General features: G+C 33.2%; 19 protein-coding genes. 3 read left to right on the plus strand and 16 right to left on the minus strand.

Annotation, left to right across the window (positions count from 1 at the left end; translation table 11 throughout):
• Positions 1-47: 47 nt before the first annotated feature.
• The 8 genes from B8T70_RS19770 to B8T70_RS19805 all read right to left on the minus strand — a co-directional run bounded on the left by B8T70_RS19770 (position 48) and on the right by B8T70_RS19805 (position 11,505).
• Positions 48-653, minus strand: a complete 606-nt coding sequence (locus B8T70_RS19770; RefSeq protein WP_086895957.1) for a Crp/Fnr family transcriptional regulator — start codon at positions 651-653, stop codon at positions 48-50.
• A gap of 153 nt (positions 654-806) precedes the next feature.
• On the minus strand, positions 807-1,193 hold the full coding sequence (locus B8T70_RS19775) for a hypothetical protein (protein ID WP_086895958.1): 387 nt from the start codon (positions 1,191-1,193) through the stop codon (positions 807-809).
• Between the two features lie 404 nt (positions 1,194-1,597).
• A complete protein-coding gene (locus B8T70_RS19780; RefSeq protein WP_086895959.1) occupies positions 1,598-2,950 on the minus strand; it encodes a hypothetical protein in 1,353 nt (450 codons plus the stop codon).
• Between the two features lie 292 nt (positions 2,951-3,242).
• The gene (locus B8T70_RS19785) at positions 3,243-4,661 is read right to left on the minus strand and encodes a TolC family protein (protein WP_086895969.1); all 1,419 of its coding nucleotides are present in this window, start codon (positions 4,659-4,661) and stop codon (positions 3,243-3,245) included.
• Positions 4,662-4,792: 131 nt separating this feature from the next.
• A complete protein-coding gene (locus B8T70_RS19790; RefSeq protein ID WP_039115767.1) occupies positions 4,793-7,954 on the minus strand; it encodes an efflux RND transporter permease subunit in 3,162 nt (1,053 codons plus the stop codon).
• A gap of 10 nt (positions 7,955-7,964) precedes the next feature.
• On the minus strand, positions 7,965-9,110 hold the full coding sequence (locus tag B8T70_RS19795) for an efflux RND transporter periplasmic adaptor subunit (RefSeq protein WP_086895970.1): 1,146 nt from the start codon (positions 9,108-9,110) through the stop codon (positions 7,965-7,967).
• Positions 9,111-9,534: 424 nt separating this feature from the next.
• A complete protein-coding gene (locus B8T70_RS19800; RefSeq protein WP_039115765.1) occupies positions 9,535-10,128 on the minus strand; it encodes a TetR/AcrR family transcriptional regulator in 594 nt (197 codons plus the stop codon).
• 459 nt (positions 10,129-10,587) lie between these two features.
• Positions 10,588-11,505, minus strand: a complete 918-nt coding sequence (locus tag B8T70_RS19805; RefSeq protein ID WP_086895960.1) for a ketopantoate reductase family protein — start codon at positions 11,503-11,505, stop codon at positions 10,588-10,590.
• A gap of 101 nt (positions 11,506-11,606) precedes the next feature.
• Here B8T70_RS19805 and B8T70_RS19810 point away from each other — a divergent pair, with 101 nt between their 5' ends.
• Positions 11,607-12,434, plus strand: a complete 828-nt coding sequence (locus B8T70_RS19810) for an AraC family transcriptional regulator (RefSeq protein WP_086895961.1) — start codon at positions 11,607-11,609, stop codon at positions 12,432-12,434.
• Between the two features lie 261 nt (positions 12,435-12,695).
• On the opposite strand, the gene B8T70_RS19815 is transcribed toward B8T70_RS19810, so the two are convergent.
• The 5 genes from B8T70_RS19815 to B8T70_RS19835 form a co-directional block, all read right to left on the minus strand.
• On the minus strand, positions 12,696-15,800 hold the full coding sequence (locus B8T70_RS19815; RefSeq protein WP_086895962.1) for an efflux RND transporter permease subunit: 3,105 nt from the start codon (positions 15,798-15,800) through the stop codon (positions 12,696-12,698).
• 37 nt (positions 15,801-15,837) lie between these two features.
• Positions 15,838-16,926 (minus strand): efflux RND transporter periplasmic adaptor subunit, encoded by a 1,089-nt coding sequence (locus tag B8T70_RS19820; protein ID WP_086895963.1) that lies wholly within the window; start codon positions 16,924-16,926, stop codon positions 15,838-15,840.
• 27 nt (positions 16,927-16,953) lie between these two features.
• Positions 16,954-18,240, minus strand: a complete 1,287-nt coding sequence (locus B8T70_RS19825) for a TolC family protein (RefSeq protein WP_086895964.1) — start codon at positions 18,238-18,240, stop codon at positions 16,954-16,956.
• 96 nt (positions 18,241-18,336) lie between these two features.
• Positions 18,337-19,695 (minus strand): HAMP domain-containing sensor histidine kinase, encoded by a 1,359-nt coding sequence (locus tag B8T70_RS19830; RefSeq protein WP_039119451.1) that lies wholly within the window; start codon positions 19,693-19,695, stop codon positions 18,337-18,339.
• Positions 19,696-19,697: 2 nt separating this feature from the next.
• On the minus strand, positions 19,698-20,369 hold the full coding sequence (locus tag B8T70_RS19835; RefSeq protein WP_086895965.1) for a response regulator transcription factor: 672 nt from the start codon (positions 20,367-20,369) through the stop codon (positions 19,698-19,700).
• 355 nt (positions 20,370-20,724) lie between these two features.
• On the opposite strand from B8T70_RS19835, the gene B8T70_RS19840 reads away from it, so the two are divergent.
• Positions 20,725-21,561 (plus strand): sulfite exporter TauE/SafE family protein, encoded by an 837-nt coding sequence (locus tag B8T70_RS19840; protein ID WP_039119452.1) that lies wholly within the window; start codon positions 20,725-20,727, stop codon positions 21,559-21,561.
• 4 nt (positions 21,562-21,565) lie between these two features.
• Positions 21,566-21,955, plus strand: a complete 390-nt coding sequence (locus tag B8T70_RS19845) for a DUF1634 domain-containing protein (RefSeq protein WP_039115856.1) — start codon at positions 21,566-21,568, stop codon at positions 21,953-21,955.
• A 40-nt stretch (positions 21,956-21,995) separates the two neighbouring features.
• Here the strand turns inward: B8T70_RS19845 and B8T70_RS19850 are convergent, their stop codons facing one another.
• From B8T70_RS19850 to B8T70_RS19860, 3 genes are all read right to left on the minus strand, one after another.
• Positions 21,996-22,313 carry a hypothetical protein gene (locus tag B8T70_RS19850; protein ID WP_086895966.1) on the minus strand — a complete coding sequence of 106 codons (318 nt, stop codon included), beginning with the start codon at positions 22,311-22,313 and terminating at the stop codon, positions 21,996-21,998.
• Positions 22,314-22,504: 191 nt separating this feature from the next.
• Positions 22,505-23,212 (minus strand): DUF4328 domain-containing protein, encoded by a 708-nt coding sequence (locus B8T70_RS19855; RefSeq protein ID WP_086895967.1) that lies wholly within the window; start codon positions 23,210-23,212, stop codon positions 22,505-22,507.
• Positions 23,213-23,682: 470 nt separating this feature from the next.
• Complete coding sequence (locus B8T70_RS19860) at positions 23,683-24,075, minus strand: VOC family protein (protein ID WP_086895968.1); 393 nt, start codon at positions 24,073-24,075, stop codon at positions 23,683-23,685.
• Between the last annotated feature and the right edge of the window lie 109 nt (positions 24,076-24,184).

Genomic DNA, 24,184 nt, shown 5'->3' on the forward strand with positions numbered 1-24,184 from the left:
AACAAAGATATGTTTAGGATTTTACTTGAACCTTTACATATGTTGATTTAGCTATTTTTGTCTAAAGTTTTTCTTATTCGGCTTAACTGTGTTGGCGTGATTCCTAAATGTGATGCGATATGGAGTAGGGGAATTCGATGCGAAATATCAGGATGTTTGGCAAGAAGGTCAAGGTATCTTTCGGTTGCATTTTCCATAACCAATGCGATTTCTCTTTGTTCTTTTTCGATTACCCAATTTTTTTCGAGATAAGCAATATAATAGTTTTTTAAATCATCATTTTGATTAATTAGCTCTCTGTACTTCTTGTAGTTTATGGCAATAAGAATACAATCTTCTAGCGCTTCGATTGTAAAATTTGATGGTTTTTGTTGCAATAATGAAACTTTTGAACCTGCAAAATAGCCTTCAAGAAAGATATTTTTGTTATAGATATTTCCTTCTTTATCGGTGATATAGGCTCTTAATGCTCCTTTGCATATAAAATGGATTTCTCGGGCAATCTGTCCATTTCTTAAAAGGATTTCTCCTTTTTTTAGGGGTTGAAATTCAATAATATCTTCAACTAATTTCCAAGAAGCATCTGTAATAGGAGCATAGCTTAGGAATTTTAATTTTAAATCGTTGCTGTATTTATCTTTATTGAATGTCATGACTTTCTATTATCCTATCAAAAGTATTTAATTACGGGGAAAGTGTTATGAATATTTTGGTTATCTCAATCTTGCATGAAACCTTTGTCAAAGTTAAAAAAACTTTGACAAAGGTTTCATGCTGTGAGAAGTAAGGAGACTTTGAACAACGAATTAGTATTTCGCTTTTTTTGCTTTCAGTTTTCTCCATTGTGCGATTGAAATAATATCACCAGAAACGACTTCATTTACATAGATATCATTGCAGTTTTTCTTATTTACATAAAAAAGATAATAGGTTTCCCAACGCAATTCACCATTATAACCAGTAGCGACTTCATAATAAGCTTTGTTTTTAATGATTTTTTCATCAGTCATGTAGGAGACTCCTTTTGTATGGTTTGAAATGGAATCTATATATTTTTGTTGTAATTGAACTTCTTTTAATTTCGAAATTGTTTGTATTGCTATATCTTCGGTTCCGCAATTAGAAATCTTTTTATTTTGGGAAATACAGTTTATAAAAATTAAGCAAAAAAGCAAGTTGTAAATGAGTTTCATATTGGTTATGGTTTATTAAAACAGGTCGTATTGATAACTACAAAAGTATATTTTATATGTGATTTAATATGTTTTGTTTTCTATATATTTTGCTTTTTAGCCCTGATGAGAACCTACCGTATGGGCACAAATATTACAAATGAATTTTAAACACGAATTTCACGAATTGACACGAATTAGTTTGTGGAATTAATTTCACAAACTAAGTTAACCATTAAAATTTGTGTCAATTCGTGAAATTCGTGTTCACTTTTTGTTTTTATAGATCGTAGGATGGGAACGACATTTTTTTATGGGAATTCCGACACTTACAATGTGCAACAGGATTGACTCCATAAAAAAAACGCTGTAAAACCTAAGTCTTACAGCGTTTTAAAAGTGTTTTCTGAAAATAGTATACCAACTTATTCGTAGTATGTATAGTCTATTTTGATAACTTCCTTTTTATTGTCTTTTGAAAAACTGTAAGTACTTACCAAATTTTGGTCATTTAACTGAAAAGTTCCCCATAATTTAAAAATATCATTTTGTTCTTCTCGTTCTGCACTAGAGTAATATTTTTCGAATGTTTTTTCTCCTTTTTTCTCTATCTTAGATTTTGTGAATTGAAGTACATCACCATTTTGAAATGAAGTATATTTATGAATAAATGGAAAAACATTAGCTTGACTACTGCAATTTATTGACCAGCGAACGTTGTTGATAGAATACGAAACACAATTGTCTTCAATTTTTTCTTCTACAAGAGTGTTCATGTATGAGTATTTGTCATCTATCATTAAGGTATATGATTTTACCAATAGCTTTCCATTTTCAAGCCAAACGATTCTTGTTTCATTTGCATCCCCAACATTTCCAGTAAAAATCATTTTATTATCATCGTAATTGATAGATAATGTTACTTCATCCCCTTTTTTTATTTGTACAAGCATTCCGTCTTTATAAACATAGTCTTTTTTGCTTTTAGCACCTCCATCTCTGTCATAATATGATATTGCTGTAGGGAGTCCTTTTTCATCTAAATAAATGTTTTTTAAGAGTGTTTTGGTTCCGCCTTTTTTAAACAAATAAGATTCTATAGTTTTTATTTTTGCGTTTGATTGTTGATATACCGGAATATCTTCTAATTGAATTTCAGTTATTGGTAAAGCATAACTACTTAATAAAGCATTCATTACTTCTCTGGATTTTGATGTAATTTTATTTTTTTTCTGTAATGAAGCGACTTCTTTTTTATATTTTTTAGTATTAATGACATAGGAAGATTCTTTTTTTACCCCCATTTGTTCTGCGACAAATTCGGTAGCCATTTTTGTACCTTCTTTTACCTGTACATCGTCTTTTATCTTTCCGCTCCAATAGGCAAATGCTTGATAGGATTGACCTTCACCGCTAATATCCAGTGTTTGCTTGTTTTCGAAAACTACATAAGTATATTTATTAATAGTTATTACTTCCAGATTTTCTTTTCCAAAATTTTCTATCAATTCTGTTTTTTCAGTTCTTTCCGCGAAAGTATAAGTAACTTCACTTTGACCTGAGTATTTATCTACATCAACTAATAATACATATCGTTTTCCTTGTGATATACGTAATGTATCAATTACTATTTCTTCTGTAACGTACATATCTTCGACTGCTATGTCTGATGTTACTACTGCTGTTTTTGGTTTAGATTTCTTTTTAGTTTTTTTCTTCTGGGAAATTCCCTGAAATGATAGTGTAAGAATAAGTACAATACTTAATAAATGTTTCATTTTGTTTTAGTTAGGGTAATTAGTTTTTTAAATTGACTTAAATGTGGGGTAATAAGTCCAGTAAATGTAATTGTTTTCGTAATAAATGTAATTGTCTCTCTATGAAATTTTATTTTTAGCCCTGATGGTAACGGCATCCTTTTGTGGCGGTGTTCGCCATAAAAGATATAGTGTACAGCAGGAAATAGCTCCTCCTTCAACTCCGCTCAGGATGACAATTTTAAGTAATAAAAAAACGCTGCAAAACCTAAGTCTTGCAGCGTTCCCGCCTCAAATTAATAATAAAACCTTATTATTTCCATCCTCCGCCAAGTGCGCGATATAATTCGGTATTGGCAGTTAATTGTTCACGTTTAATATTGGCTAGTTCCAACTCGCTTTGTAATATATTAGCTTGTGCTGTAATTACTTCGAGGTAGTCAGCCATTCCGTTTTTAAACAACATATTCGAGTTGGTTATCGCTTGTTGTAACGTTTTTACGCGTTCTTTAAGAAAGAATTGTTGTCTTTCTAATTTTTCTATTTTTACTAATGCGTCTGATACTTCGCTAACGGCAACCAATACTGATTGTCTGAAATTTAATACTGCTTTTTCTCTTTCGGCTTTGGCAATATTGTATTGTGTTCTGATCTTTTTATTGTTTAGCAATGGTTGTGTTAATCCACCAATTGCTGTTCCAAATAATGAAGCTGGAATATTAAACCAATTGCTTGTTTCGAATGAATTTAAACCTCCGTTTGCTGTGATTTTAAGCGATGGGTATAGGTTTGCTTTTGTAATTCCTACGCTTGCATTTGCTTTTACCAAGGCCAATTCGGCACTTTTAACATCGGGTCTTTGTCTTACTAATGATGACGGAATTCCTGCTGTTAGATTCTCTTTTAACGGAATTGAATTTAGCGTGATTGTTCGCTCTTTAGAACTAGGGAATGAACCTGTTAATACGCTTAATGCATTTTCTTGTATTGCAATATTTTGTTCCAATAAAGGAATCAATTGTGCCGCAATTAGTTTTTGTGCTTCCGATTGCTGAATGGCTAATGATGTTACTTGGCCAGCATCATATTTTAACTTGATGATGAAGGTTGTACTGTCATTTAATTTCAGGTTTTTTCTAGCAATTTCTAACTGTGAATCTAGCATTAAAAGGTTATAATATCCTTTGGAAACATTAGAAACTATTGTTGTTTGTAATGCTTTCTTCACTTCTTCGGATTGAAGATATCCTGCATAAGCACTTTTTTTCTGGCTACGGATTTTACCCCAAATATCTGCTTCCCATGATAGTCCGATCCCTGCCGAATAATCTTCGATATGGTTTGTTTGCAAAGCCTGACTTAAGTTATGACCTGTAAAACTATTTTCGGATGGACGATTGGTACTTGCATTTACAAGTAGATTTAGCTCCGGAATATTTCCCCATTTTGCCTGCGTTAATTGATATTGTGCAATTTCAATGTTCTTGGTTGCAATTTGCAAATCATTATTTTTTGTAATAGCACTGTCTATCAGTTTTACGATGTCTTTCTCTGTAAAGAAACTTTTCCATTCCAAATTGGCAATACTTGTGGTATCGCTTGAAGCGGATGCATTCCTGAAATTATCAGGAAATGCATCTTTTGGAACTTCGATATCCTTCGAGACTTTACAGGATATGAATGTTGTGATTAAAAGGACCGCCACAACAGTTTTGGTTATATAATTTTTCATTTTATATGGTATCATTAATTTTTTTGACATTTATCTTCTGGTGCTTCAAGTACTTTTGAAACTTTCCAGGATATTAATGCGAAGACAACAAATACTGTTATCAGAACTGATGTTATATAATTTTCCATTTTTTATTTTTCTTCGTTATGAATTACGGCTAATGATTTTCCAGAAACCTTTTCTTGTAAATGTTGGAATACGATAAACAAAACCGGGATGATCAATACCCCAAGAATTACTCCTGAAATCATTCCGCCGGCTGCACCAATACTAATAGAGTGGTTACCTTTGGCAGATGGTCCTGTGGCGCTCATCATCGGGATTAACCCTACAACAAATGCTAGTGATGTCATGATAATTGGTCGTAGTCTTAGTTTGGCAGCTTCTATAGATGCCGCTACTAATGATTTCCCTGATTTTCGTCGCTGTGAGGCAAACTCGACAATAAGAATCGCATTTTTGGCTAGTAGTCCTATAAGCATGACCAGGGCAACTTGTACATAAATGTTATTTTCGATTCCAGTTAATCCGATTGCTACAAATACTCCAAATATTCCAACTGGAATTGATAATATTACTGCCAATGGCAAAATGTAACTTTCATATTGTGCTGCAAGTAGGAAGTAAATGAACACAAGACATAATAGGAAAATCGTTGTGGATTGTCCTCCTGAAGAAATTTCTTCGCGGGTTTGTCCTGAGAATTCATAACTATATCCTGCTGGCAATTGTTGGGCAGCAACTTCTTCGATTGCTTTAATCGCATCTCCGGAACTAAATCCTGGTTTTGGGATTGCATTAATCGAAATCGAGTTAAATAAATTGTATCTCGATGCTGTTTCGGAACCATAAATACGGGTTAGTTTTACTAAGGTATTTATAGGAACCATTCCACCATTTTTGTTTTTTACAAATACATTATTAATTGATGATGGCTCGGCTCTGTCGGCAATATCTGCTTGTACAACGACTCTGTAATATTTTCCAAATCGGTTAAAATCTGATGCTTGTGCACTACCAAAATAAGCTTGCATGGTTTGCAGAATGTCTTTTACATTTACTCCCAATTGATCTGCTTTTTCATCATTAATATCCAATTGTAATTGCGGATAATCGGCTTTAAAGGTTGTAAAGGCTACTGCAATTTCCGGACGTTTCATCAACTCGCCAATAAAGGTTTGTGAGATTCCGCTAAATTTATCTAGTTTACCACCTGTTTTATCTTGCAACACCATATCTAACGCTTCTACGTTACTGAAACCAGGAACAGTAGGGAAGCTGAATACGAAGAAACTACCTGCTGAAATAGCACCTAATTTTCCTTGTACATCTGCCATGATTTGGTCAATATTCTTGATTGCTCCACGTTCTTCATTTGGTTTAAGCAATACGAAAATAACTGCCGATGATGGACTTGTTGAGTTCGTTAACAGGTTAAAACCTGAAATTGCTGTTACAAATCGAGATGCGTCTAATCCTCTTAAAGTATTCTCTGCATCGGTCATTACTTTCTGAGTTCCGTCTAATGATGTTCCAGATGGTGTGTTTACCGCAATGGCAATAAATCCTTGATCTTCTGTAGGGATAAATCCTGCAGGAGTAGTTTTTACCATTAAGATAGTCGCTGCTGTTATTACTGCTAAACCTCCTAAACTAACCCATTTGTTACGGATTAAGAATCTTAAGCTACCTACATAACGGTTGGTTAAGGAATTGAAACTCTTGTTGAATCCTGTAAAGAATTTTTCTTTAAAACTTTTTTTGGTTTCTGGATTATTTCCGTTTGCAGCATGATTGTCTTTTAAGAATAAGGCTGCCAGGGCAGGGCTTAAAGTTAATGCGTTTACTGCCGAGATTACAATTGCAATTGCCATTGTAAAGGCAAACTGACGATAGAAAACTCCTGTTGAACCTTCCATGAATCCTACTGGTAAGAATACGGCTGCCATCACTAAAGTAATAGAGATAATTGCTCCAGTTATTTCGTGCATCGCTTCGTTTGTAGCTACTTTTGGAGATAAATGTTTGTGTTCCATTTTGGCATGCACCGCCTCGACGACGACAATTGCATCATCGACGACAATACCAATTGCTAATATTAAAGCAAACAGTGTTAACAGGTTTATCGAAAAGCCGAATAGCTGCATGAAAAAGAACGTACCTAAAATAGCTACTGGAACTGCAATTGCAGGAATTAATGTAGATCTAAAATCTTGCAAGAAGATAAATACCACAATAAATACTAGTATAAATGCTTCTACCAAAGTATGTTTTACCTGATCTATCGATTGATCTAATGAAACTTTTGTGCTATAAAAAACATTTTGTTTTATTCCTGCAGGAAAGTTTTTAGCCGATTTTTCCATCAGCTTGTTAATTGCTACCTGAATTTCATTAGAGTTTGAACCTGCTAATTGTATAATACCAATTACAACTCCTTTTTTACCATTTAAACGAGTTAAACTGTTGTATGAGTATGCTCCAAGTTCTATTCTTGCTACATCTTTTAAGCGAAGTATTGATCCATCGGCATTAGCACGTACGGCAATATTTTCATATTCTTCGGGTTTGGTAAGTTTTCCTTTGTATTTAATTACGTATTCGAAAACTTCTTTGCTTCGTTCTCCAAATTTTCCTGGTGCTGCCTCTAAACTTTTGTCCTGAATAGCTTTCATTACCTCATTTGGGGTAACCTGATAAGTTGCCATTTGTGTTGGGTTTAACCATACACGCATAGAATAATCTCTTACACCACCAAAAATACTTGCTGAACCTACTCCTGGAATACGTTTGATTTCTGGGATAATATTAATTTGGGCATAATTGGCAACAAATGTTTGGTCATATTTAGCTTCGTCTTCAGTATATAAACCGATACCCATAATGAAACTATTTTGTTGCTTGGCGGTTGTTACACCTTGCTGAACAACCTCTGTAGGTAACTGGCTTGTTGCTTGTGCAACTCTGTTTTGTACGTTTACGGCTGCCTGATCTGCATCTGTACCCAACTTAAAGAAAACTGTAATGGCTAGCGTACCGTCATTACTGGCTGTTGAGCTCATGTAAGTCATGTTCTCGACACCATTTATAGACTCTTCTAGTGATGGCGCTACGGAACGCAAAACGGTTTCTGCACTCGCTCCTGGATATACTGCCGTTACCAAAACCGATGGTGGCGCAATATCGGGAAACTGTTGTAGGGGTAATTTTGTAAGTCCAAGTACACCCAATATCACCAATAAAATGGAGATAACAGTTGCCAGTACAGGTCTTTGTATGAATATTTTGAACATTTTCGTTTAATTATTTTTTGTTAATTATTTGGGCAACTTTTGTTGGTGTTGATTTCTCAGGCTGAATTACTTGTCCTTCCTGTAGTTTGTCGATACCACTTAATACGATTTGGTCACCAGATTTTACACCATCTTTAATAAGATAATCAGTTCCTGTTTTACCAATAATCGTGATAGGCATTTTGTTAACCTTGTTTCCTTTGTTTAGTGTGTAAACAAAAACTTTATCCTGCATTTCTATAGTGGCAGATTGTGGAATCAAGATAGCATCGTCATGCTGAATCCCTAAACGTATTTTTCCTGTGTTTCCTGAACGTAATGTTCCGTTTGCATTAGGAAAAGTAGCTCTAAGTGTGATTGCACCTGTGTTTTTATCGAATTGTCCATCGACCATGTCGATTTTTCCTAATTGGGTGTATGCATTTCCATCGGCTAATATTAAAGAAACAGGAGGTAAGTTTTTAATCTTATCACCAATTGTATTTCCAGAATATTGAGATTTAAAGTTGATGAAATCTGTTTCTCCTAATGAGAAATAAGCATATACTTGGTGTACATCTGAAAGTTTGGTCAATGGTTCTACATCTGTAGCAGAAACTAAACTTCCTTGTTTTTTAGGCAATCTACCTATGTAACCACTTACAGGTGCAGTGATTGTGGTATAGCTTAAATTAATTCTTGCCGATTCTACCATTGCTTTTGCTTGTTCAATATTAGAAGCTGCAATTCTGTGTGATGCTTTTGCAGTTTTTAATTGATAATCAGATACTACTTTGTTTTGTACAAGTGGTGTTAGTTTATCAATTTCTAATTGTGAATTGATTAATGCCGCTTCGGCTCCGTGAAGGTTTGCCAGTGCATTGTTAAGTTGCTCACGGAAAGGACGTTCGTTTATTTTAAATAAAGATTGTCCTTTAGAAACATAAGCACCTTCATCTACAAAAACTCGGTCTAGATTACCACTTACTTGTGGTCGGATTTCTACATCAATTGTTCCTTGTATCGAAGCAGGATATTCAGAATCTGTAGTTGCTTCGGTATTTTTAATTGCAAGCACTGGTAATAATGGGGCTGCAGGAGCTGGTGCTTGAGCCTTATCTGCACATCCTATTACAACTAAGGTAATTAGGATACTGGTTAAGATTACTTTTTTCATTTTAGTTTTAATTTTAATTTGTTGGACATTTTGGTAATTTGAATTCTGATTGGGTTTTGTATTATTTTGATTCACATTTAATTGTATTAAATTTTCTAACGTTGTTAAGTAAAATGGTGTAAAAATCCATATAAGTATTCCTTCCAGTTATAATATGCTATAATTGGTATTAAATTATTTATCACTGTTAAGTGAAGTAGCAAAAAACTTCAATTTCTCCTTCGATTCCGTTCAGATCGATAATAGATTGAAATTGTGGTATTAAATTACTGTATTAAATTTTCTAACGTTGTTAAGTGGAATTGTAAAAAAAAACTTTTGATTTTTCTTTGATTCAACTTTGAATGACAATGAAGTAATTAAGTTTGGTTCAAAATTACTACATTAAATTATTTATCAGCGTTAAGTGAGCATTAAATTTTTTTTAACGTATTGATTTTATGATACCGCCTATGGCATCTTTTAAAATTTGTGTATTGATTGTTTCTAAAACTTCACTTTTGTTAATGATATTGATTGAAATTAAACCGTGAATAACAGAAAAGAAAGTAAAATACTTTTGTTTTATTACTTCTTCAGTTGGTTTGCTATCTTTCATTACTTCGGCAATAACAGCAACAAATAGTTTGTAAGGTGCTTCAGAAGCCGAACATCGCTCATTACAGCAAGTCATTTGTACACCAAACATTAACTGATACATTTCGGTATCGGTAAATGCAAAATCCCAATATGCCATCCACATTGCTTCAAGCTGTTCTTCAGGATTATCGTATTTGTTTTTGGCTTTTTCTAGTTCAATAGTTAACTTTACAAAACCTCTACCTGTTAGTTCTTGTAATATTGCTTCTTTATTAGAAAAGTATTCATAAATGATTGGGGCAGTATATTCAATCTTATCAGCGATTTTTCGCATACTAAGACCTTGCCATCCCTCATCTTTTACAATAGTACAGGCAGCATCCAGAATGTTCTTTCTGGTTTCTTCTTTTTGTCTTAAAATTCGATCTTTGCTTGCCATTTTTATAGAGTATTAAATTGTTTAACACCGTTAGGCAAATGTATGGCAATTTTCGGGATTACAAAATAAATCTTTCATAGTTTTTTCTTATTGCTTGATAAGGAATTTTTAATTGAGGTTTTGTTTTGAGGAAAATGTGAGGAAAATGGGGAGTTATTTCGTAAAATTTCGCAAAGGTTCACAAAGAAAAAAGCACAGAGATTCGCAAAGTTTTTTAACCGTAAAGGGCGCAAGGAGGTTACGCAAAGTTCGTGAAGCATAAAAATCTGTTTTATCCGCGTCTCATTATAGGCAATCTTTGGCGAGCTACTCGTGGAGATCCTTTCTCTGTCAGGAAGACAAGTTTGTGGATATCCTTCGACTCCGCTCAGGAAGACAAGTTTGTGGATAAAAATCTTTGCGAATCTCTGTGTTTTTTTCTTTGTGAACCTTTGCGAAATTTCACGAAATAACTCTGCTTTAAGAAATAATCTTTTCGTTTACACTTTCGTAAAAGGGTGTAGGAATTCCGTGTTTCTTGCAGTTTTCGATAACATAATCTACTAAGAATTGTTTCTCGGTTTGATTGTTGTTTTCAAAATCTAATTGCAACGATGATTTAGACTCAAATGGAAATTTAGTTAATAAATCTTTTGAGGTTTCGATATCTTCTTTTGTCAGGCTGATATTGTTTTTGCTGGCAAGCGACTGAATTTCTACCATCATATTTTCGAGAATATGCATTAGGTTTTTATCTTCGAGAAGTTGACCAAAAGAAACATTGTAAGCAGAAGTTATTCCAGCAACTGGTGCTACAAATAGGTATTTCTTCCAAAGTATCTGATTGATGTTATCAACATAAGTAATATCTAATCCTCCAGCAGTTAGTAAATCAATAAGCCATTTGTTTTCTTTTTGTCCTCCTACGAAAATCTTTCCTGGACCTCCAACGTGCTGAATATGTCCTGGACTTTTTATATTGGAAGCAACATAAATACAACCTTCCATTATTTCTCCAAGTTCAGGTAAAGTTTCGCGAACGATTTCTCTAGCGTTTACAACATTTTGCAAAGTGATTATAATTGTATCATTACTTATACAATCTTTATAAGTTGCCAATATCTCGTTTACAGAATACGATTTACTGGTGATTATCAATACATCCAAGATTCCGATTTCGGTTGGATTATCAGATACTAAGTCAGGGAATATGGTATCTTTTGTGTCTTTAGATTCAAATGTTAAACCTTCATTTTGTATGGCATTTTTGGTTTCGCCTCTGCAAATGAATATAATTTTAGTATTTGTGTCTTTATATTTTTTTGCCAATGGAGCGCCAACAAATCCGCCGATTCCACCAATGCCAAGAATTCCTATTTTTTTTGTATCAGATTTCATCTTTTAGTATTTTGGGTTTTAAATTAGTGATACAAAGTAAATAGGTTCGCATTCATTAATTGATGTAAAAATATAGGTTATATTTGTATAATTTAAGGATTATGAAAGACACTTTTTTTATATACAAAGATTTCGAAATTTACTCTGTCGAAGAATTAACCTGGAAGAAAGAAGTACATCGACATAATTTCTTCGAGCTTTTATATATAGAATATGGTACAGGAAACCATATCTTAAATTCGATTCATCATAATTATAAAGAGCATGATATTTATTTGCTTACGCCAAAGGACTATCATTCTTTTAAAACACTAGAACCAACAAAGTTTCATTGTTTGCGTTTCTTGCCGAATTTTTTTTCGAATAAAAAAGAAATTGAAGAAATAGAAAAGCTATTCTATTATCATAATCAATTGAATGGAAATTTGATTTTCTTCGAAGATGATAAAGCATTTTGCGAATTGGTTATTTTGAAAATATTAGATGAAGTTGCCAAACCAAAAGGGCAGAATGAAGTCATAATCAAGAGCTTGATGATGTCGCTTATTCAGATAATAAGGAGGAATGCGAGTATAAACGAAAGTAATTTAAATATCCAAACTACCGAGGTTTTAAAGATAGATACTATTTTAAGTTACATTCGTTCGAATATTGCTAATCCGCATTTGCTAAAGAAAAAAGAAATGGCAAATCACTTTAATGTTTCTATAAATTACATTGGCGAATATTTTAAAAATCATTTAAATATTACTTTAAGGGATTATATCGAACAAACGAAACTGAAGGTTGTAACTGAAAAATTAAGCAAAAGTAATTTGACTTTCTCCGAGATTAGTAATGATTTGGGGTTTATAGACAGTAGTCATTTTAATAAATTCATCATGCGTAGTACCGGAATTTCTCCATCTGAATTTAGGAAGAGATTTTAAGGTTTTTAGGTGCAGAGGAACAAAGGGGAAAGGGACGCGGATGACACGGATTTCCTAAAGGAAAGACGCGGATCCCGAAGCGTCGGGACTGATTTTTAAAAATAATAAAACTAAAAAATCCGTTTTTATCCGCGTTTTCGCCTAAGCGAATCAGTTTAATCCGCGTTCCATTTTTAGACAATCTAGGCAACTCAAAATAAGACATAAAAAACACCTTTAAACATTAAGCATAAAGGTGTTTTAAAATTTTATTTATTCTGATTAAGATTCTGTGTTACTAAGATCTTTTTTGCGATATACTAAGTAAAATACTTGTGGTAATACGGTTAAAGATAATATCATACAGGTTATTAATCCTCCTACAATCATAATTGCCAATGGTTTTTGTACTTCCGATCCCATTCCTGTAGATAATGCTGCAGGTAATAATCCCAAAGCTCCCATAAGTGCAATCATTACAATTGGACGAATTCGGGCGTAAATACCATTTGAGATAGCATCTTTTAAGTGCATCTTGGCTTTCATATTTTCTTTTATTATTCCGATGAGGACAATACTATCAATTGCGCTGACCCCAAAGAGTATAATAAAACCTATTCCTGCGGATATTCCAAATACGGTTCCTGTAATCCATAATGATAGGAAACCACCAATAAAGGCATATGGCATTGCACTAATCGCAACCATAGTATCTTTGAAATTTCCAAAATTGAAATACAACAGACATAAAATCAATACTAATACAACTGGAACAATCATAGCCAATTGTTTAGAAGCTCTTTCTTTACTTTCAAATTCTCCTGCCCATTTCATTATATTTTCTTTAGGTAGTTTTACTTCTGCAGCAACTTTTTTCTGTGCTTCATCAATTGTACTTCCTAAATCTCGTCCTTCGATGCTAAATCCTATGGCAATATAACGACTGTTTCCTTCACGATAAATGAATGTAGGTCCAGTTTTATACTCGACAGTTGCGATTTCTTTTAAAGGAACTTTTTTACCATTCATGGTTGGGATAAGGATATCTTCAATTTTCTCTTTCGAGTCACGGTATTCTTTTTCGAACCGTAATGTAATATCAAATATCTTTTCATCATCATAAAACTTGGTTGCTGCTTGTCCACCAATTGTCATTCGGATAACAGCTTGTGCGTCGGCTGTTGTAATGGCATAACGCGCCATTTTTTCATCATCAAGTTGAATTCTTAATTCTGGTAATCCAATGTTTTTATACACATTGATATCTTCAATTCCTTTTACGTCTTTGATAGATTTAGCCACTTTTGCAGCCATTTCTTCGAGTTGAAATAGGTCATTTCCGAAAATCTTTATAACAAGCGGACTTTTTACACCTGCAACATATTCTTCGACATTATCCTGAATCGGCTGGCTAAAACCAAAACCTATTCCGGGATATACATCTAGTTCTTTCTTAATCTCGGCGATTAACTCTTCTTTACTAATTTTACGTTTCCATTCATCCTGATGCAATAACTCAATATGTAATTCGATATTAAAGAATCCCGTTGGGTCGGTACCATCATTTGGTCGTCCTGTTTGGGTCAGTACAAATTTTACTTCTTCAAATTTCCTTATTTTAGCTTTCATCTCTTTGGTAAGCCTCACAGATTCATCTAGATTGATACTATTTGGCAAAGTTGCTCTTACGTAAATCGCTCCTTCGTTTAACTTAGGAATAAATTCTGAACCATAAAATGCAAATTTCGCACAACATACGGCAAGTAAAATTAAGAAACCGTATAATGTTGCTTTACGATTGCGTGTGCTCCATTTAAATAATTTAAATAGGTTTTCTCTAAAGAAACGCGAAATCATATTCTCTTTCTCAACGATGTTCTTGGTCAACATTACTTTACACATTGCTGGTACATAAGTAAGTGACAAAATTAATGACCCTAATAGCGCATAACTTAAAGTAAAGGCTAGGGGAGAGAACATTTTCCCTTCTACTTTCGTGAATGAGAAAATAGGCAGAAGCGCAACAATTAAAATAATTAAAGCAAAGAATATATAAGTAGCTACACTACCTACACTTTTCTTGATAAGCCCCATTTTACTCATATTATTAAAGCGTTCCATTCCCACTTTATGCGCTTTCTTTTCGAGCGAGACAAATACTTGCTCGACAATAACTAACGTTCCTTCTAGAAGAAGTCCAAAATCCAGCGCTCCCATAGATATTAAGTTGGCAGGTAATCCCTGAATTCGTAGCATTATAATGGCAAACAAGAACGAAAGCGGAATCACTGATGCCACAATTAATGAGGTACGCCAATTGTAAAGGAAAATAAATACAATTAGAGACACCAATAAAATCCCTTCTACAAGGTTTTTTGTAACTGTTTTTACTGTTGTATCTACCAATTTGGTACGATCTATAAACGGAATTATTTTTACATTATCAGGAAGTACTCTTTCATTAAGCTCGGTTAAACGATCTTTAAGTCTTTTTATAACTTCACCAGGGTTTTCTCCACGAAGCATAATTACAATACCTTCTACAACATCATCATCACCATCTAAACCTACTTGGCCAAGTCTAGGTTTGGCAGATATTGTAACTTCCGCTACGTGTTTTACTAATATTGGCGATGAGCCTTTGGTTTCGATAAGGATATTCCCAATATCTTCTACTTTATTAATAAGACCAACTCCTCGTACTACATAAGCCTGATCGCCACGTTGTATAACATCCCCACCTACGTTTACGTTACTTTTAGAAACAGCTTCATAAACATCTAACGCTGATAGGTTGTAATTTTCTAGCTGTGTTGGGTTAATTTTTATTTCAAAAATCTTTTCTTCTCCACCAAAACTTACCACATCGGCAACTCCTGGTACAGATATCAATTCTCTTTCGATTACCCAATCCTGAATGGCTTTTATTTCCTTAATAGGTAAATCACTTTTTATAATATATCTAAATATTTCGCCTGTTGCACCGGATGGTGGTTCAATTTCTACATCGGCTCCTTCTGGTAAATCTAATCCGTTAAGGCGATTGGATGCATATTGTTGGGCGTAAAAATCCTCAACATCATCATCAAATAATACGGTAACAACTGATAATCCAAAAAGCGAAATAGAGCGTACTTCGGCTTTTTTAGGTATCGTGTTCATTTGTTTAGAAATAGGAAGTGTGATGAATTTCTCAACTTCTTCGGCACTTCTTCCTGGCCATTGTGTAATTATTCTTGCCCGGGTATTGGTTACATCAGGAAAAGCTTCTATGGGGGTATGGATATAGCTTACTATACCAGCGACTAGTAGTACAGCTGTCAGGAAAAAAACTATAAGGGAGTTTTTTAGCGAGAAAGCAACTAAGCCTTGTACAAATTTTTTCATATCTTGTATTGTGTTTATCCGTTTTTATGCGGGATACTTAGTTTTTTAATCTTTCGTGAATTAACAGGTGGTTTTTAGTAATAACCATTTCACCTTCTTTAACTCCTTTATCAAAATAAATCCAGTTGTTGTTTTTTATAGTAGGATTAATTTCTCTGGTTTCGATGGTACAATCATCTTTATAGATTAAGATATAATCACGATTATTATCAAAAATGGCTGCTTTTGCAGGAACTGCTGCTAGCATTTCTCCACCTAAACTTTTATCGATAATGATATCTGCAGTCATTCCGGGTTTCAATTTTAAGTTTTTGTTTTCCATAACAATTCTTGCTTTTAGCACATGTTCATCGGCATCAAAAACTTTAGCAAGCATGGTAATTTTTCCTTTAAAAATTTCGCCAGGATATGCAGGTGTAGTTACATCTACAAGCATATTTTCGGTTACATTTTTTAAGTTACTGGTATAAACGTTTACCAATACCCAAATTTCTTTTAAGTCAGAAATAGTAAAAAGCGGCTCGCTACCTTCAGTTATTTGCATTCCAGGACTAATGTTTTTAGCGACTACATATCCTTCTGTAGGTGCTTTTATCTGAAAAACTGCTCTTTCGCTACTAGCGCTAAACATGGCAAGATTTGCTCTTACGTTTTCAAGAGATGATTTTAAAACATCTAATTCACTCTGTGCTTGCATTAAATCTTTTTGTGATGCAATACCATCATCAAACATTGATTTTGTAGCTTGTAACTGGCGGTGAGCAACAGCTATTTGTGATTGCAAGGATTTGCTTTCGGATTGCATACCGTTAAGTTCTGTACTTTTTATCTCGGCAAGTACTTGTCCTTTTTTCACATAATCCCCCAACGAAAATGTAGTTTTTGTTATAATTCCTTCTACAAGGCTATTAAACTGCACTACATGATCGTTGTTATAGGTTATGTTTCCAGTAAGATTTATGGATTCACTAACGGCACGTTTTTGTACAGGCTCGATAGTGATTTTTTCTTTTAGGTCTTTGTCAATACAAAATTTTTCCTCTTTTGTATCTTTAATTTCTTCTTTTTTGCCACATCCGTAAACGAGCATTAATCCAAGTATAGGGAGTAAAATAAGTTTCTTCATTGTTATTATTTTTAAATAATTTGGGATTTAATTAATTTCCTGACCTGCTATATAGCGTAGTTCTTCAAGGTTTTTATTAAGGTCTTTTTTAGAATTAAGTAATATCGATTTGTTTTCTAAATAAGCATCTGCAAAATCAAGGTACTCAAGCATACTTGTATTACGTTGCATGAAGTTTTTGCGATAGCTTTCTAAAAGTTTTTCTAAATCTCCTTCATAAGCTGCATCTACACTATCATATAATTTTTTGGTAACTATTAAATCTTCATAAGCTTGTAATACTTCCGATTGTACACTTATTGTTTTCTCTTCGGCAAGTAATTTACCTTGGTCGATAGCTATTTTTGCTGCTTTTATATTTCCTTGGTTTCTATTAAAAAAAGGAAGATCCAGAGAGAATCCAACACCAACAAAATCATTCATTAAACTGGCGCCACGGTCATAGCTCACACCAAGGGTAACATCTGGTGTTCGCATTGCTTTTTCGTATTTGTACTTATTAGTATTATATTCATTTCCTAGTTTAAGGACTTTCATGTCTGGTCGGTTTTCTACAGCCGAAGCCATAAGATTACCTAAGTTTATATTGTCGATGTTTTTATTATCAGGAAGAAAACCATCTTCGGTAAGTTTGATATAACTTGTTGCAGGAAGATTCATCAGGACTTTAAGTTCTTTTTGCAACGAGTTATTTTCTTTTTTAAGGTCACTTATTTCTTTTAAGAATTGTAGCTCAGTTGCTTTTAGTCTTATGTATTCGCCTTTACCAATATTTCCCTGAGCAACTTGATTACTATATGCTTTAAGCAAAGTTTGCATCGAAGAAAGTTGTTTTTGATAAACAGCTTCTTGGGCTTGTACAAATTGTAATTCGGTAAGATTACCTCTAAACTCAATTTTTAGATTGCGTAAAAAAGTTTTAAAGTATTCTTTGGCGATATCTACGCTCACTTTTTCCATGGCAATTAGCTTTTTTCGCTTTCCAGCTGTTTGGATAAGTTGTTCCAGTTCGGCAGTTACTTGCGATGTAGTTCCAAAATTGCCCCATAAAGGTGGTAATTGTTGCGCCGTAGCATTGTTCCAAAGATTTATCTCGCCAATAGTAAGAGTAGGGTTAGGCCACAATTTTGCCTGAATAACTTGAGCATCGGCAACGTCAATATTCAGCTTTTCGGAAATAAGAGAAATATTCTTGTCCAGAAACAAAGCCTCGGCCTGTGTTCGGGAAAGAACAATTGTATCGTTTATTGCTGCAGTTTGTGCCACACCTTTGTATGATACAATAACGAGTAGGGTTAAAATTATACGTTTCAAATTAAGTTATTTTAAGATGATGCAAAGCTACTTGCGCCATATTAAATGATAATTTGATGTATGTTAAAAGAGGATTAGAGCAACATTAGAAAACGATTAGAGTGGCGGGAATAGTAATGTTACTGTAGTACCTTCGCCTTTTTTTGAAGTAATCGTAAAATGAATATTATTCTGCTTAAAGATAATATTAGCCAAAGAAAGTCCTACGCCGCTACCTTTTATATCATTTACATTTTTACCTCTGTAAAAGGTTTGTTTGATGAATTTTAGGTCTTCTTCGCTAATGCCAGTTCCGTGGTCTTCGATTACGATTTTTAGTTGATTATCTTGTTGTAATAGACTTATTTTTATAGGATTCCCTTTTGAATATTTTACAGCATTCTCGATAATATTGTACAAGGCAATCTTAATTTCGTTACTATTTCCTCTTATCGAAAGTAGTTTGTCATTAACAATCTCTATTGCAATTTGTATTTGAGCATCTTTTAATTGATAAACATCTGGCAATTGGTCGTTAATATCCCATACAAGTTCATCAACTCTGAAAATTTCATTAAGCTCTGTATTATCTCTTAATCCCGAAAGCATCATAAGTGTATTGAGCGTATCTTCTATTTGATAAACGTTCTCTAATACTTTTTCGGACATTTCTTTATATTCGGCACTAGTTCTTTCTTTTTGAGCAAATACTTCCAGATTTCCAGATATAGCTGTTAATGGCGTTTTAAATTCATGAGAAACATAATTGATGAAGTTTTTTTGGATTACAAAAGTATCCGATAATCGCTTGAACAAGTTATTATAGGTTTCTATAAGTTCTTGTATTTCGTCTTTAGTATCAGGAGAAATAATTTGTCTGTCTAGTGATGAAGCTTCGATTTCGTTTACCTGATTTACAATGTTTTTTATAGGACTGTAAGCAAGATTTGATAGTTTACGACTAACCAGATATATTATTACAAGTCCGATAATTAAAACCAAAATCATGATGATAAGCAATCGGTTTGTAATGGTTTTGAATTCGACATCATTTTTCTTTACAAAAACAACAAAATCTCCTTGATTGTCATGGTAATAACTTCCGAAATAAAAATGATGGTTTGATTTAAAACTCAACTTTCTATTTTTTCGGATATAATCAAGTCGCTCTTTGTTTATATTCTTATCATTTCCTTTATCGCCGTATACAATTTGATTTTCTTTGTTATAAACACGAGTAACTATTTCGAGTGAATTTTCTCTGAATTGCTGCCCGATGATTAAATGTTGATTTTCGGGTAACTCATCTTTTTCTAAGTAGAAAATCCCTGTAAGCAAGCACGTTTTTTGAAGTTCATTATACATTATCTTTTCAGAATAGCTGTAAAAAGAAAAGTACGTTATAATCGAAGCAATTATAAATACAATGCTAAACGTAAATGATGATATTAATGTAAATCGGTTGCGTATTTTCATGACTATTCTTTAATCATATATCCTGTTCCTTTTATGGTATGGATAAATTTATGGTTTTGTTCGATTTTGTTTCTTAAATAAGAAATATAAACATCGACTACGTTGGTGTTATTATCATAATTAATTCCCCAGACAGCATTTAATATTTGGGTTCTGGACATTACTTTATTTCTGTTTTCTAGTAAAAATAATAGTAGTTTGTATTCTCTTGGTGATAAATCTATAGGTATGTTGTTCTCGGTAACTTTATGTTCTTCGGGGTTTATGGTTAAACTCCCACAGGTATATAGTGTTTCGACTTTATCATAGTTAAATTTGGTTCTTCGCGTAAGGGCATTAACTCTCGAGATTAATTCCTGAAAATGAAAAGGTTTCACGAGGTAATCATCGGCACCAGAATCTAATGCATTTATTTTATCATCGGTATTACTAAGTGCACTGAGCATTAATATGGGGGTATGAATTTTTTTAAAACGCATCAATTTAGTTAGTTGAATACCATCGATGCCTGGAAGCATAATATCCATCAGGATAATATCCCAGGTATTGTCTTGTATCAAGTCACGGGCAATCTCTCCAGTTTCGGCAAGATGCACTGTAAAATTGTTTTCTTCCAAACCTTTTACAATAAATTCGCTTATGCGTTTATCATCCTCAATGAGTAAAACATTCATATAATAGTTGTTTCTTGTATTTATTCTAATTGCAAAGATTATGTAAGATGGGACGCAGATGACGCGGATTTACTAACGTAAAGTCGCTGATAAAGACGGATTATTTTTCTTTCTATCAGTTTTAAAATCCGTTTTTTTCCGTGTTTTCGCCTTGGCGAATCCGCGTCATCTGCGTCCCATTTTAGACAAGGTTCATCATAAATCGATTTAAAAATGAATATCAAAAATAACACTTAATTACGGGAATCTACTATTAAAAAGGAAGGGATAAGGTTTTTTAATATTTTGTTATGAAACACAAATCTGAAATAATAAATATCAATTCGTAAATTAGCGGCGATATAAATACATTCGGATGACAGTACTTACATTTACCCTGATTATGCTTTTTGGTGCTTTTTTAGCAGGTTTCATAGGTTCATTATCAGGTTTAGGAGGTGGAATAATCATTATACCATTATTAACAGTCATTCTGGGAGTCGATATACATTACGCAATTGGAGCGGCTCTTGTATCGGTAATTGCAACTTCATCAGGTTCAGCCGCAGCCTATGTAAGAGAAGGAATTACCAATATGCGTTTGGGGATTTTCCTCGAGATTGCAACTACTATTGGAGCTGTTGGTGGCGCATTACTTTCTACAATTGCACCAACATCTTTTATCGCTGTTTTATTCGGTCTTACATTAATATTTTCGGCTATTAATTCGCTACGAAAAAAAGAAGAACATATTGTTTTAGAGTCAAGTCCATTGGCTAAAAAGTTACGTTTACAAGGAACTTATCCTTCGCATGACGGGGAGGTTATTAGCTACGGAACAAAAAATGTTGTTGGTGGATTTAGTATGATGGGAATTGCAGGAATGATGTCGGGATTGTTAGGAATTGGTTCTGGTGCCTTTAAGGTAATTGCAATGGATAATATCATGCGAATTCCGTTTAAGGTTTCTACCACAACTAGTAATTTTATGATGGGAGTTACAGCAATGGCGAGTTCTGTAATTTATATCCAAAAAGGATATATAGAACCAGGAATCTGTATGCCAGTTGTTATTGGTGTACTATTTGGAGCTATGGCTGGAGCCAAAGTATTAGTGAAAACAAATCCTAAAAAGCTTCGTATCTTTTTTGCCTGTCTGATTTTTGTACTTGCAGTAAATATGATTTATAATGGACTTAACGGAAAAATCTAAGATTATGACACACGAAAAATTTGGAGAAAAAGATTTTCAGACCATTATAGGTAATTTATTGCGTTACGGAGTATGGATTTCGTTATCGGTTGCTTTTATTGGTGGAGTTGTTTATTTGATGCATCACGGTAATGATATCGAAGATTATTCGGTATTTAAAGAAAACGACAGAAACATCTTCGAGGTAATCTCTGCAATCTACAACGGAGTTATTCAGGGTAATGGAGAATCGATAATATTTTTTGGTGTAATATTGCTTTTTCTTACTCCTGTATTGCGTGTATTATTATCGTTATTTTCTTTTTTATTAGAGAAAGACTATCTGTATGTAGTAATCACTTTAATCGTAATCTTTATAATTTTGGTAAGTGTTTCTTTAGGTTTCTCTCATTGATGGTTGAGGTGGAGTAGATGAATGGAATATAGATATAAACTTACTTAGCAATTTCAATTTTAAGTAATTCATTATCGATTTTTCGATATGTTATTCGAACTTTTAATCCATCTTTTATAATGTTGCCATTGGTATTGCTATAGGTATTAAAACGCCCCAATAAATAATCAGCATAACTAAATTTTACTGAGTCAACTTTAAACGATTCATGAGTAATAGAAGCAAGTTTTTTTTGCTCGATTGTTCGATTAAAGTTAGAAATCACACCTTCGACTTTTCCAACTTGTTCAGAAGCTAAACTTTCACGAATTCTCTCATCACTATTATCGATTGTATAGAATTTTAAATAGATGAGCATAAAACTTGATAAGAAAAACAAAATGCCGACTGACCATAATAGAATGGATTTTTCATAGTCTTCATTTTTCTTTTTTAGTTTTTTTATTAGAAACCAAGATATTATTGTGATAATCGCAATAGATAGAAATACATCAAATGTTTTAATTGAGTTTGACGGTAAATCTAATACGGACCAATAGGTATAATACTTCAAAATACTTCTAGATTTGATTCAACTAAAAGTTCTTTAGTTTTAAGTTGTTTTTCATTAATCTCAGTTTCAATAAGTAATGGTTCTACACTTGAATAATCTTTAATTATTTTTATAGCAATTAGTGCAAGAGGTATTCCAATAATATTTAAAACTATACTTGCAATTGTGCTATTAATTAAGTCATCTATACTATTAGTTGGGTATTTAGAAATTATTCGTCCTAATATGTTACTAATTATCCAAAGTGTCCACCATGGAGTTAGCATATTAGTTTTGAGTTTATCATCAATATTCAGCCCTTTTTCTGTTAAGTAAGATTCTGTTTCTTCATATAGTTCTCTCATTATTTGTACAGGTCTGTAAAGAGAAATAATTGGAACAAACCAACTTCCTGCAGCCCAACCTTCAGAATGGGATAAAAATTCAGTTTTTAAGTGAAGATTGTAATAAGCACGTCTAAACCATTGGATAAAAGTTACTGCAGAAATAATATAAACAATCAAATAAAGGATTGCAATAGTTTGTTCGGTAGTATCATTTGCAATTGCTTCATCTGTAGTTATAACACCTCCATTTACAGCAGTTTGCAGTAAATTATATTGAAAACATTTAGAAATTAACGCTACCAATTCAATTGCCATAACAATCCATATTAATAGCATTGCATTTTTAGCTCTTTGTCCGTTAGGTCTTAATTCTTCCATTGTTTTGTTTTAGCTTTTATTTACTTTTTTAGGCGAAGCTAATATATTCTATTTTGTACTATAATTACTAATTAAATTTATTGTTATTCTAAATTTATATTTTGAAATAGCTTGATTTTAGATAATCTTTTCATTCCGATGAAAGAGACCCGAGCGGTAGCGAACAGACGTAGTAAATCTCCGTAAGAAACTCCATAATTTTTGTAGAGCTACTTGATGAGATCCTTCCTTCGTCAGGGTGACAAGATTGTGGCTATTTTGTGAATAATTGATAACACATTGCAAACATAGTCTACAATTTCTACCGTTGGAACGCAATGTATTATCGCAATTGGCATCACACGGCTAAAACTGTGGGTTATGGTAAGAATAGGATAGAATTTATGAAATGAATAATGTCCTTTATTTTGTGCTGCTACTCATGCCTTTGTGTTGATTTTTGATAAATTAGATTTATTTGTTCGTAATATTTATCCCATCGGAGTACAAATCTCGATTAAAAAGCCATCAATATCTCTTATATAAGCAACTGTTTGTCCCCAAGGTTTTTGCTTTGCTTCTTGCAAAATGGTTGCGCCAGCTTCTTTTACTTTAGTAAGAACTTCATTTACATTATCGGTTATAAAACCCAATTCGGTTGCAAAAGGTTTATTGGATAAATCGCTTTCGATAAAACCGTCTTTTAAATTAGAATTTGCTAGTTCTTTGGATGCAAATGAAATCGTAGTTTCTCCTGTGCTAAGTTCTCCGTAATCATTTTCGGGAGTTATGAATTTTCTAGTAAAACCAAATGCATTTTCATAAAACGAAATTGATTTACTTACATCGTTAACATATAATATTGTGTAGCCGAATTTTACCATGTGGTGTTAAGTTTTAATAATGTATTAGATGTAATTTTATTTAACACATAGAAACATAGATTTTATGTATGAAAAAGAACTCAAAAAAGAAATACATTTCTCTCACATA

This window comes from Flavobacterium sp. AJR, assembly GCF_002156885.1.
Taxonomy (GTDB): Bacteria; Bacteroidota; Bacteroidia; order Flavobacteriales; family Flavobacteriaceae; genus Flavobacterium.